The organism is Rhizobium sp. 3T7 (genome assembly GCF_020166565.1).
Taxonomy (GTDB): domain Bacteria; phylum Pseudomonadota; class Alphaproteobacteria; order Rhizobiales; family Rhizobiaceae; genus Rhizobium.
Window position 1 is genome coordinate 119,159 of the sequence record NZ_JAIQXS010000003.1, and the last position, 12,733, is coordinate 131,891.

Annotated in this window: 10 protein-coding genes; 9 read left to right on the forward strand and 1 reads right to left on the reverse strand. The window is 60.9% G+C overall.

What is annotated here, in order from left to right; all coding sequences use genetic code 11:
* Positions 1-189: 189 nt before the first annotated feature.
* The 9 genes from purU to K9B32_RS05825 all read left to right on the forward strand — a co-directional run bounded on the left by purU (position 190) and on the right by K9B32_RS05825 (position 11,882).
* A complete protein-coding gene (gene purU / locus K9B32_RS05785; RefSeq protein ID WP_007798326.1) occupies positions 190-1,074 on the forward strand; it encodes a formyltetrahydrofolate deformylase in 885 nt (294 codons plus the stop codon).
* A 108-nt stretch (positions 1,075-1,182) separates the two neighbouring features.
* Entirely contained in the window at positions 1,183-4,110 is a 2,928-nt protein-coding gene (locus tag K9B32_RS05790) for an aminotransferase (RefSeq protein ID WP_224560947.1), read from the forward strand.
* Positions 4,111-4,630: 520 nt separating this feature from the next.
* The gene (locus tag K9B32_RS05795) at positions 4,631-4,825 is read left to right on the forward strand and encodes a hypothetical protein (RefSeq protein WP_007529092.1); all 195 of its coding nucleotides are present in this window, start codon (positions 4,631-4,633) and stop codon (positions 4,823-4,825) included.
* 120 nt (positions 4,826-4,945) lie between these two features.
* On the forward strand, positions 4,946-5,977 hold the full coding sequence (locus K9B32_RS05800) for a P1 family peptidase (protein WP_224560948.1): 1,032 nt from the start codon (positions 4,946-4,948) through the stop codon (positions 5,975-5,977).
* A gap of 18 nt (positions 5,978-5,995) precedes the next feature.
* A complete protein-coding gene (locus tag K9B32_RS05805; RefSeq protein WP_224560949.1) occupies positions 5,996-6,916 on the forward strand; it encodes a LysR family transcriptional regulator in 921 nt (306 codons plus the stop codon).
* Between the two features lie 149 nt (positions 6,917-7,065).
* Positions 7,066-8,595: an ABC transporter substrate-binding protein gene (locus K9B32_RS05810; protein WP_224560950.1), complete on the forward strand. Its 1,530-nt coding sequence runs from the start codon at positions 7,066-7,068 to the stop codon at positions 8,593-8,595.
* Between the two features lie 47 nt (positions 8,596-8,642).
* Complete coding sequence (locus K9B32_RS05815; RefSeq protein WP_224560951.1) at positions 8,643-9,590, forward strand: ABC transporter permease; 948 nt, start codon at positions 8,643-8,645, stop codon at positions 9,588-9,590.
* A gap of 1 nt (position 9,591) precedes the next feature.
* Complete coding sequence (locus K9B32_RS05820) at positions 9,592-10,458, forward strand: ABC transporter permease (protein WP_224560952.1); 867 nt, start codon at positions 9,592-9,594, stop codon at positions 10,456-10,458.
* Positions 10,459-10,490: 32 nt separating this feature from the next.
* Positions 10,491-11,882, forward strand: coding sequence for an amidase (locus K9B32_RS05825; protein WP_224560953.1), 1,392 nt, complete (start codon positions 10,491-10,493; stop codon positions 11,880-11,882).
* Here the strand turns inward: K9B32_RS05825 and K9B32_RS05830 are convergent.
* Positions 11,875-12,732: an NlpC/P60 family protein gene (locus K9B32_RS05830; RefSeq protein WP_224560954.1), complete on the reverse strand. Its 858-nt coding sequence runs from the start codon at positions 12,730-12,732 to the stop codon at positions 11,875-11,877. The genes K9B32_RS05825 and K9B32_RS05830 overlap by 8 nt on opposite strands.
* Position 12,733: the final 1 nt, after the last annotated feature.

Consider the following 12,733-nt stretch of genomic DNA (forward strand, 5'->3'; position numbering starts at 1 on the left):
ACGACGCAAGCGGAACGGAGTTTTGCGAGCTCTGCCGTAAGTTGGTCGTGACGGGGAGACGCAAGGGCCTGCAAGGTTCTGACGGTTTCTCTTGCAAATAGTTGCACGAATGAAGGCGCGGTGCTCTATCCGTGACTTTCGCTTTGATCTAAGCAGCCGGCCGATAGGCGGCGCGAGAGGACGGAACAGATGACGAGCTATGTATTGACGGTGACGTGCAAGTCGACGCGCGGGATCGTTGCAGCGATTGCGAACTACCTGGCTGATCAAGGCTGCAACATCGTCGATTCGTCGCAGTTCGACGACCTCGATACCGGCAAGTTCTTCACCCGTGTTAGCTTCATTTCAGAAGAAGGTGTGGGCCTTGCGGCGCTGAAAGAAGGCTTCAAGCCGGTCGCCGAGAAATTCGAAATGGATGCTGAAATCCATGCTGGCGACAGCCGCATGAAGGTGCTTCTGATGGTGTCCCGTTTCGGCCACTGTTTGAACGACTTGCTCTACCGCTGGAAGATCGGTGCTCTGCCGATCGATATCGTCGGCGTGGTCTCCAATCATTTCGACTATCAGAAGGTTGTGGTGAACCACGATATCCCGTTCCACCACATCAAGGTGACGAAGGAAAACAAGCCGCAGGCCGAGGCTCAGCTCCTCGACCTCGTGGATCAGACCGGCACCGAGTTGATCGTGCTCGCGCGCTACATGCAGGTCCTTTCCGACGCCATGTGCCGCAAGATGTCGGGCAGGATCATCAACATCCATCACTCCTTCCTGCCAAGCTTCAAGGGCGCCAACCCATACAAGCAGGCCTATGAGCGCGGCGTGAAGCTCATTGGTGCCACGGCGCACTATGTGACGGCGGATCTCGATGAAGGGCCAATCATCGAGCAGGATACGGCCCGCATCACGCACGCTCAGAGTGCGGACGACTATGTCTCTATCGGCCGGGACGTCGAGAGCCAGGTGCTGGCGCGCGCCATCCATGCCCATATCCATCGCCGCGTTTTCCTGAACGGCAACCGCACGATCGTATTTCCCGCAAGCCCGGGCAGCTATGCCTCCGAGCGCATGGGCTGATCGCTGCGGCGGGTTGCCGTTGAGTGAGTGAGATCTCCTCGCTTGCCGGTGGCAAGGATTCGATTATCTGCTTAGTCTGCAAAATCGAATCATGCCGCGGGGGATGCCATGACTGACGAGACGCTTGCCGATCGCGCGATGTTGCCACGCCCTGACGTGAGCGCCGCGGAAGCTGGCGACATTCTTCAGTCGCGCTATGGCTTGTCGGGTACGATCACTGAGCTCGGCAGCCAACAGGACCGCAACTATCGTCTGGATACGGACGAGCGGCGCTACGTGTTGAAGATCTGCCACGTGGCGTACGAGACGCTAGAGCTCGAGGCGCAGAACGCGGCCATCCACCACATCACTACGAAGGAGGGTGCACCGCGTGTCCCGCGGGTGATCCCGTCGACCGACGGCCAGGACATAGTTGCTGTCACCGTCCGCGATCAGACCTATCAGGTTCGCCTTCTGGAATATCTGGAAGGTGAGGGGCTGACGCATCGGAAGTATCTGCCGAAGGAGTCGGTCGCGGCACTTGGGGGGCTCTGCGCACGCCTGGCGAAGTCGCTGTCCGATTTCACGCATCCCGGACTCGATCGCAGCCTGCAATGGGATTTGCGCCGTGCCGGTCCAGTCGCCGTCCAGCTGCTGTCGGCGATCACCGACAGCGCTGCGCGCGATCGCATCGCCAAGACGATGGTATCAGCCGTGCGGCGAATCCAACCCTTGGCGCCATCCTTGCGTCTGCAGGCCGTGCACCACGATGTGACCGGCGACAACGTCGTCAGCCGTCGCGACGATCGCGGCCACCTGGTTCCAGACGGCGTCATCGATTTCGGCGATATCATCCGCGGTTGGCTGATCGGGGATCTGGCGGTCACCTGCGCCTCACTGCTGCACCAGGCAGATGGCGATCCGCTCTACATTCTTCCTGCGGTAAAGGCATATCACGAGGTCTATCCGCTCACCGAAGAAGAGCTGCGGGCGCTCTGGCCACTGGTCGTTGCCCGCGCCGTCATTCTTGTCGCCAGCAGTGAGCAGCAGATCTCGATCGACCCCGAGAACGACTATGTTCGCGGCAATCTCGAACTTGAGCGCCGCATATTCGATACGGCGGTATCCGTTCCGTTCGAACTCATGGAGATCGCTGTCCTCAAGGCAGTCGGTATCGAAACGGCCGCGCTGTCGTCGGAGAACTGGCAGCCGCTGTTGCCCGATGTCGATCCGGCGACCATTTCCTTCGTCGATCTCGGTGTCCAGAGCCCGCATTTTGCCGCGGGCAACTGGTCGCAGGCCGACATGGATTGGCGGCTGCTTGCCCGCGCGGCGGCGGAGACCGGTACCGCGGCGACGCGCTACGGTGAATACCGATTGTCGCGCTCGAAGCTTCTGAGCGCCGCCCCGTCTTCAACCTTCACACTGCATTCCGATATCTGCCTCGCAGGCGGCACCACGGTTGTTGCTCCATTCGCCGGGAAGGTGAGTTGGAAGAACCACCATTTCGTTCTGGCAGGCGAGGGCATCAGCCTTCATCTCGACGGAGTTGAGCCGTCGCTTGAGGATGAAGCAGAGGTCGAAGCCGGGCAGTCGATCGGGAGGGTCTCTGGCGAAGACGGCTCTCTCGGTGGGCTGCGCGTGCAGCTCTCCACCCTGCAAGGCGCGGAGCCCCCGCTGTTTTGCGCCCCGCAGGAAGCGGTCGCCTGGTCTGAACTGTGTCCGTCGCCAGCCGCCCTTCTCGGCCCCGATGTGAATGCGCGCAAGCCGGTGTCGGCGGAACTGTTTGCGCTCAGGCAGGCCCATCTCGCAAAGCCGCAGAAGAACTACTACGAGATGCCGCCGCACATGGAGCGCGGTTGGAAAGAGCATATGTTCGATGTCGAAGGCCGCGCCTATCTCGACATGCTCAACAACGTCACGATCCTCGGCCATGGCCACCCGCGCCTGGTGGAGGCGATCAGCGAACAGTGGCTGCGGCTGAACACCAATTCGCGATTCCACTATGCCGCCATTGCCGAATTTTCGGAGCGCCTTGCATCACTTGCCCCGGAGGGGCTGGACACGGTGTTCCTCGTCAATAGCGGATCGGAGGCAAACGACCTCGCGCTACGGCTTGCTTGGGCTCACACCGGCGCCAAACACATGCTCAGCCTTCTCGAGGCCTATCACGGCTGGTCGGTTGCGAGTGACGCAGTCTCCACGTCAATCGCCGACAACCCGCAGGCTATGACGACGCGGCCCGACTGGGTGCATGCCGTTCACTCGCCAAATACATATAGGGGTGCCTTCCGTGGGTCGGAATCAACGATCCACTACCTGGAAGCGGTCGTTGAGGTCCTTGAGGCCATCGACGCAAAAGGCGAGGGGCTGGCCGGCTTCATCGCCGAGCCGGTCTTTGGAAATGCCGGCGGAATTTCGCTTCCGGACGGTTACCTTGCGGCGGTTTATGGGCAGGTCCGTGCTCGTGGCGGCGTCTGCATCGCCGACGAAGTGCAGGTGGGTTACGGACGGCTTGGGCACCATTTCTGGGGTTTCGAGCAGCAGGACGTCGTCCCCGACATCATCACTGTCGCGAAGGGTATGGGAGACGGGCATCCGCTCGGCGCTGTGATCACGACTAGGGCCATCGCCGGTTCACTAGAGAAGGAAGGCTATTTCTTCTCGTCCACGGGCGGCAGCCCTGTCAGTTGTGTGGCCGGTATGACGGTGCTCGATATCATGGCCGATGAAGGTCTGCAGGAGAACGCGCGCGATGTCGGGGATCACCTCAAGGGTCGTCTTGTGGCGTTGATCGAACGCTATCCGATCGTCGGCGCCGTGCACGGCATGGGACTTTATCTTGGCCTCGAACTGGTCCGCGACAGAACGACGCTGGAGCCGGCGACCGAAGAGACCGCGGCAATCTGCACCCGACTCCTCGATCTCGGCGTCTTGATGCAGCCGACTGGCGATCACCTGAATGTGTTGAAGATTAAGCCGCCGCTCTGCCTGACGGTCGAGAGTGCCGATTTCTTCGTCGACATGCTGGAAAGGGTGCTCTCGGAGGGGTGGTAGGCCGTTTGTGGCAGCGTTAACCATTTCGGTCATTTCGAGGTTTTCCGTCTTTTAATCAAATGCCCCATTGCCGGAATCAGCAGCACTTCCTATGTCTGCTCCGTGATCGAAAGAGAGCTTCGGACCGTCACGTGAATTGCACAAAGACTTGATAGGGTTCTTGCAGTCAATTCGAGCATGATGGAATGAAATTTTCCGAATGGTCGATTTTTTGACATGTTTCGGAATATGTTTCTGACAGACTGCGATGTATAGTCTACCAATGAAGTAGATTAATAGCGGAGTCGTCGCCGGCCCTGGAACACCAGGGCCTTCAGCAAGCGCAACGCCAGAGAAAGGAACGAGACATGACTGACATCGATACTCTCGCCAATTTCCTTGGGCGATCCGTGCTTGGCAATGACCGTCCGGGCGCCCTCTCCCGCCCGAACTGTCGAATGTGACCTTCGTCCACCTTTAACGGAATCAGACAAGTCAATTCGCCATCGCCAGCGCATACCGCGCGGCAGGAGTTCTACGCATGAAAAAAGAAGTAATCGAGTACGCAGGTGTTCCCGTCGGGATCGTCATCCCGGATGAGAACCGGTTGAAGTTCATCGCAGTGAAGTTTCACGTTCACGATCTGGACGAGCAGCATTTCAGCTCGCCGGCGGAAGTGAAGCTCGCTATCCATGATCTGATGACCCGCCGCCACCCGAAGCCCATCCATGCCTGAGAGCATGAAGCACGGCCTAACAAGCCTTGACGGATTTCAGACCGGTCTTGCCAAAGGTGAGGCCGGTCTTGTCTTTTGATCGCCGTTGCGGTCCTATCGCGCGCTCTTGCTTAAACAAGGATGACGCGCGTGCTCAATCTGATCACCGACATTGAAGGAGTCTCCGTCGGGAACGCGACGGATCTGAAGCTCGGCTCAGGTGTGACCGCAATCGTCTTCGACGAACCTGCGACGGCGTCCGGCGTGGTACTAGGCGGTGCTCCCGGCGGCCGCGACACAGCTCTTCTCGATCCGTCGATGACGGTCGGCGCAGTCGACGCCTTCGTGCTTTCCGGTGGCTCCGCATTCGGCCTTGACGCAGCAGGCGGCGTTCAGGCGGGTTTGCGGGAAGTCGGCCGAGGCTTTCCGGTCGGCGATGTGAAGGTGCCGATCGTTCCCCAGGCGATCCTGATGGACCTGCTGAACGGCGGTGACAAGAACTGGGGTCTGCAGTCGCCCTATCGCGACATGGGCTATGAGGCTTTCAAGGCGGCGGCGAAAGGGCCGTTCGCTCTCGGTACCGTCGGCGCTGGCGCGGGTGCAACGACCGCGACTTTCAAAGGGGGGCTCGGTTCGGCAAGTGCCGAAACCAGCGCTGGCCTGAAGATCGCGGCGATCGTCGCCGTCAACGCGCTTGGCTCGGCGACGGTGGGGGAGGGGCCGCATTTCTGGTCGGCGCCCTTCGAGCAGAACGGAGAATTTGGCGGCCTTGGCTTGCCCTCGCCGATCTCTGAAGCTGACACCCGCATGCGGCTGAAGGGCATGAGCACCACGGCGACAACAATCGGCGCCATTGTGACCGATGCCGAATTGACCAAGCAGGAGGCACATCGCCTGGCGATCATGGCTCACGATGGTTTCGCGCGCGCCCTGCTGCCGGCACATCTGCCGCTTGATGGCGATACCGTCTTTGCGGCCTCGACGGGCAGGAAGCCGCGGCTGGATCTTTGCGCTTTTCTGGAGCTCTGCCACTTTGCTGCAACGGTAATGGCGCGCGCCATCGCGCGTGGCGTCTACGAGGCCACCGTTCTTCCCGTCGCCGGCGCGCAAGAGGCTTGGCGAGACCGCTACCCGGATCGCGCAAGATCGCCTAAACAGGGCGACATTGCCTGAAGCGGCGGAGACCAAGACATGCAGATCCGTGCCCTGATGTATTTCGACGAGCTGGTGCGCACCAACTCCATGCGCCAGGCCGCGGAGAATCTGAACGTCGCGCCGACGGCGATCAGCCGCCAGATCGAGAATCTGGAGTATCACTTTGGCGCGCCGCTTGTGGAGCGCAGCGCCCGCGGCGTCAAACTGACCGCCGCCGGCGAGTTGCTTGCGGCGCGCGCAGGACGGACGCTGCGCGAACTCGATCACGTCGGCCAGCTTATCGAAGACCTGAAGGGGTTGCAGCGCGGCAAGGTCAGCATTTATGCCAACGGCGCCACCGTCGCCAATCTGCTCGCTCCGGCGCTGGCGGAATTCAGCTTGAAGTATCCAAAGCTGCGCTTCGAGGTCGCGATCACCAGCGCGCGGCAGGCGATCGAAGCGGTCAACGGCGCGGAAGCCGATATTGCCGTGACGTTGTTCGCGCCACCGCTGTCGGGTACGAAAGTACGACTGCGCTCGGAAATCGCCTATGATCTGATCGTTGCTCCAAAACATGTCGCCGCGGAACGGGCCGAGATCCAGGTGAAGGATATCGCCGCCTACTCCCTGGCGCTTCCCGACCAGTCTTTCGGTTTCCGCCAGGCTTTCGATGCGCGCATCGAGAAGGATGGCCTTGATGTTGAGCCCGTCTTCGTCACCAGTTCGCTCGAAATGCTCAAGGAGCTGGTTTTGAGCGGCGCAGCCGTAACTCTGTTGCCGGCGTTGACCGTCCGTCGCGAGATCGAGGCAGGCCAGCTTCGCGCCATTCCCTTGGCCGGCAAGAATGCAATACGCACCCATGTCGATCTCTGCGTCGCTCCGGACCGCCAGCTTTCCTTTGCGGCAACAAAGTTGGTGGATTTTATTGAACGGTTCATGCGTGAGCGCGCGGAAACAAGTTTGCAGGCAAAAGATTAGCCCCATGGACTTGCTCGGAACACATCTTCGAGTGTAGCAATTTCGGCTACACTGAGAACACATAATCGCCATTGTGTGTGCACTCCGACAGTGACACCTTAGCGCGCGTAAAGGTCATCGCTACGGCGGCGGCCAGACAGGGGAATATAATGATGAAGGTTTCGCTTGCGCCGTCGGCGCGGCTGGTTCGGCGGCTCTATCTCGGCGCGGCCGCTTCGGTCGGCGTCGCTCTGCTGGGGCTTACCCCGGCGGAAGCCGCCAAGACCACGCTGACCCTCGGTATGACGGTAGAGCCGACTGGCCTGGATCCAACGATTGCGGCCCCTGTCGCAATTGGCCAAGTGACATGGCAGAACATCTTCGAAGGACTTGTCGCAATTGATGAGGACGGCAAGGTCCAACCGCAACTCGCCAAGAGCTGGGAAGTCTCCCCGGACGGCCTCGTCTATACCTTCAAGCTACAAACCGGCGTCAAATTTCACGATGGCGAGGCTTTCGATTCCGCTGCGGCGAAGTTCGCGCTTGATCGTGCCCGCGGTGCCGATTCGGTAAACCCGCAGAAGCGCTTCTTCGCTTCGATTGCTTCCATCGAGACGCCCGACCCGGAAACGCTCATCCTGCATCTCTCGGCTCCAACGGGCAGCCTCCTCTATTGGCTCGGCTGGCCAGCCTCCGTCATGGTGGCGCCGAAGTCTGCCGCCGCAGACAAAACCACGCCTGTCGGCACCGGCCCGTTCAAGTTCGTGAATTGGGCAAAGGGCGACAAGGTCGAGCTCGAAAGGAACGCCGACTATTGGAATAAAGATGATGCGGCAAAGCTCGACAAAGTGACCTTCCGCTTCATCGCCGATCCGCAGGCCCAGGCCGCGGCGTTGAAGTCGGGCGATGTCGACGCCATTCCGGAATTCGCGGCGCCCGAGCTGATGAGTTCGTTCGACGGCGATGCCAAGTTGGTGACTAAGATCGGCAATACCGAGCTCAAGGTCGTGGCCGGCATGAACAACGCCAAAAAGCCATTCGACGACAAGCGCGTGCGTCAGGCCCTGATGATGGCGATTGACCGCAAGACGGTTGTCGACGGTGCCTGGTCCGGCCTCGGCACGCCGATCGGCAGCCACTACACACCGAATGATCCGGGTTATATCGATCTCACCGGCGTTCTGCCCTACGATCCCGAAAAGGCCAAGGCACTGCTTGCCGAAGCCGGCTATCCCAATGGTTTCACCTTCACGATCAAATCGCCGCAAATGGCCTATGCGCCACGAAGCGCACAGGTCATGCAGGCAATGCTGGCTGAAATCGGCGTGACGTTGAACATCGAGCCGACCGAGTTTCCGGCCAAGTGGGTGCAGGATGTCATGAAGGACCGCGCCTACGAGATGACGATCGTCGCCCACGCAGAACCGCTCGACATCGACATCTACGCCCGCGATCCTTACTACTTCAATTATAAGAATCCGGCTTTCAACGACCTGATGAAGAAGGTGCAGGAAACCTCGGATCCTGCGGCGCAAGCGAAGATCTACGGAGAGGCTCAGAAGATTCTGGCCGAGGATGTGCCGGCGCTCTATCTCTTCGTCATGCCCAAGCTCGGCGTCTGGGACAAGAAGCTGAAGGGTCTCTGGGAAAATGAGCCCATTCCCTCGAACGTCCTCACGAAGGTCTCCTGGGAAGACTGATTGCGGATGGATGACATGGCGGGGCGGCAAACAGTACCGGACGTGAAATGATAGCCCTTCTGTCCCGTCGCCTTGTTGGTCTGATCGCAACGCTCGCCGTCGTTTCCCTGTTGATCTTTGCTGTGATGGATTTTCTGCCGGGCGATCCGGCCTCCATCATGCTCGGTACGTCGGCGGCGCCGGAAACGCTGGCAACTCTCCGTCATGAACTTGGCCTCGATCAGCCGCTCTTGTGGCGCTATGGTGAATGGCTCGCCGGCGTATTCCGCGGCAATCTCGGCCAATCCTATACCTACGGCGTGCCGGTTGCCGGGCTGATCCTTGAGAGATTGGCGGTGACGCTGCCCCTGGCGCTGATGGCAATTGCGCTCTCCGTCGCCATCGCCATTCCTCTGGGTGTCCTAGCGGCCGCGCATCGCGGTGGGCTGCCGGATGCAGTGGTTTCGGTATTTTCGCAGATCGGCATCGCCGTTCCCGGTTTCTGGGTGGCCCTGTTGCTGATCATGCTCTTCTCGACTGCGCTCGGCTGGATGCCGGCTGGAGGTTTCCCGGGGTGGGGTGTCGGCATCTTGCCCGCTTTCAAGGCACTTGCCATGCCCGCAATAGCGCTTGCCTTGCCGCAGGCAGCCGTCCTGACGCGCGTCACGCGCTCTGCCGTTCTGGAGACCCTGCATGAGGATTTCACGCGAACAGCGCTTGCCAAGGGACTGTCGAAGCGCCGGGTCCTGTGGCGCCATTCGGTGCCGAATGCCCTCGTTCCCGTTCTGACGATCCTGGGCTTACAGTTCACTTTCCTGGTCGCGGGCGCGGTTCTTGTCGAAAACGTTTTCAACCTCCCAGGCCTCGGTCGGCTTGCCTATCAGGCGCTGTCGCAACGCGACATTATCGTCATGCAGGATGTCGTGCTGTTCTTTGCCGCGCTCGTTATTGTCATGAACTTCATCGTCGATCTCTCCTATTTGGCGATCGACCCGCGCTTGCGAAAAGGCGTCTGATATGGCGCCCATCGTATCCAATCAAATGAACGCTCGGCGCCGGCGATTTGAAATTAGCCGGAGAACGGGTCTGGTGGTGGGCGGGGGCATCATTGCTGTTCTTGTTGTCGTCGCGTTGCTGTCGCTTGTCTGGACACCGCTGCCGCCGGCAAAGATGCAGATCATTCACAAGCTGCAGCCACCCTTTGCGTTCGGCGTTCTCGGCACCGACCAGTTTGGCCGGGACGTCCTTTCGATGATGATGGTCGGCTGCTGGAATTCTCTTTCGATCGCCATCGCCGCCGTGTTGATCGGCGGGACGCTCGGATCAATCGCCGGTATCTCGGCCGCCGCCGTGCGGGGCACATTCGAAACATTGCTGATGCGCGCCTGCGATGTCGTCTTCGCACTGCCGCCGATCCTCTCGGCAATGATGCTGGGAGCCTTTCTCGGTCCGGGTCGACTGACGGCGATCACTGCGATCGCGACATTTATGATTCCCGTGTTTGCGCGGGTCACGCTTGCCACAGCCCTGCAGGCGTGGAGCCGCGACTATGTGCTCGCCGCTCGCGCAATCGGGAACAGCCGCTTCACGATCTCCGTTCGACATGTGCTGCCTAATATCATCAGCCAGATCATCGTCCAGGCGACGATCCAATTGGGGCTGGCAGTGCTGACGGAAGCGGGCCTCAGCTTCCTTGGCCTCGGTATCGCGCCACCGGCTCCTACCTGGGGCCGCATGCTTGCTGACGCACAAACTTACCTTGCACTCGCGCCGTGGCTGGCAATCCTGCCTGGGCTTGCCATCGCGCTCTGCGTCTTCGGCTTCAACATGCTCGGCGATGGGCTGCGCGACATGCTCGACCCTCGCGAGGCGAATCGCCGTTAGTTTTCGAAACCACAGGCCCGGATGACAATGCCATGTCCGAAACCGACTTAACGATCCGTGACTTGAGGCAGCGTTTTGCCGATCGCAGCCTGTCGCCGCTCGAATATTGGTTGGCGTTGGAGCGACACATCGAAGCGTGGGAGCCCGCCATCTGCGCCCTTTACGCCTACGATCCAGAGGCGGCGCGCAAGCAGGCGCAGGCTTCGACCGACCGATGGATGAAAGGCGGGACATTCGGCCCGCTCGACGGCATCCCGGCGACGCTGAAGGAGTTAATCGCCACCAAGGGGCAACCGGTGCCGCTCGGGACCCGAGCCGTCGAATTGGTGCCTGCGACCGAGGATGCCCCCCCCGCCGCGAGGCTGCGCGAGGACGGCGCCGTGATCTTTGCGAAGACAACCTGCCCGGACTATGGGATGCTCTCCTCAGGCCTCTCGAGCTTCCATCCTCTGAGCCGAAATCCCTGGGATACGACGCGGAATCCTGGAGGATCGAGCGCCGGGGCCTCCGCCGCGGCCGCCGCGGGTTACGGACCTCTGCACGTCGGTACCGATATCGGTGGGTCGGTGCGCTTGCCGGCTGGCTGGACAGGCACCTTCGGCTTCAAGCCGAGCCATGGCCGCATACCTGTCGATCCGTTCTATGTCGGCCGCTGCGCCGGGCCAATGACGCGTACCGTCGAGGATGCCGCCTACGCAATGGCCACGCTCTCGCGCCCTGACTGGCGTGATGGCACCAGCCTGCCCCCGAACGATATCGACTGGTTGGACCTCAACACGGATCTCCGCGGCCTAAAGATCGGGTTGATGCTCGATGCCGGATGTGGCCTTGCGGTCGACGACGAGGTACGTGCGGCGGTCGAGGTGGCCGGTCAGCGATTTGAAGATGCGGGCGCAATTGTCATTCCGGTTCAGCCTGTTCTGACGCGGGTGATGCTCGACGGACTGGACACATTCTGGCGGTCCCGCTTCTGGGGCGATATCGAGAATCTGAGCCCGGAGCGTCGAACCAGAATTCTGCCTTACATCTACACTTGGGCCGAAGGCGGCGCCTCCATCAGCGGCGCCGAGGCCGTCAGGGGCTTCAATCAGACGATCGAGATGCGCAAAAGCTGCGGCCTGCTGTTCACGAAGGTCGACGCCGTGATTTCGCCAACCAACCCCATTGTCTCCTATCCGGCAGACTGGGCTTCGCCGACGAACGATCCGGCGCGCCCCTTCGAGCACATTTGCTTCACCGTGCCGTGGAACATGTCCGAGCAGCCCGCCGCGTCGATCAACTGCGGTTTCTCGCGCTCCGGAATGCCGATCGGCCTGCAGATCGTCGGTCCGCGCTTCGACGATATGCTGGTGCTGAGGCTGTCGAAGGCTTTCGAGAGCTGGACAGGCGGTGTTAGGTCATGGCCGAAGCCGCCGGTCAGGTGACCGGGCGGCGATAGCCCGTCGGCTGTTGGTAAAGCCAGCCGATGCGCTTGATCGCCTCCTCGAGGTTTTCGCGAGCAACCGTCATCGTATGTCCGTTGGCATGAATAATCGTTTCCGGATCTTCCAGAACGGCAACGTGACCCTTCCAGAAAACCAGGTCGCCTCGGCGCAGTTCCGACCGACCGATCGGCTCCCCAAGGTTTGCCGACTGCATGTCGGTGTCGCGCGGCGCGCTTCGTCCGGTCATCAGCATCGAAAGCTGGACGAGGCCTGAGCAGTCGATGCCAAGCCCGGAGCGACCGCCCCAGAGGTAAGGCGTCTCGATGAATCGGCTTGCCACGTCGACATAATCGCCCCCTTCGCCTGCGCCGATCGGCTGCAGATGCTTGGCAAAGATCGCCGTACCGTCGTCCAGCATCGCATAGCGGTTGCCGCGCGTTTCGGCCTCGCCGACAATCCGAACCCGGCTGCCCATGGACAAGATGCTCTTGTGGGGTTTGCGCAGCTCAGCTTCCAGATAGAGAAACGTCCGCTGAACCGTGACGATATGCGTCGGCTCAACCAGCGCATCCGAAAGGGCGGCCTCCGGCAGATAACCGACATAGCCATCGGAGGCGGCCTTGATCCAGCACCAGCCGTCTGCTCGGTCGAACACGGTAACGTCCTCGCCGAGGAGCAGTTCTGTATCGATCCCCTTGGCGACATCCGGTGCGGGTCTGAGCCCAACGACGGGCACGCCTACACGGGCCGGCGTGCCAGAAACGAAGCGCAGGGCTTCCACACGTCCTTCCAGTCCAGCCTCGGCGAGGTCCGGTCGGTAGGCATGAAGGCGGCGATCAAGCATCGTCATC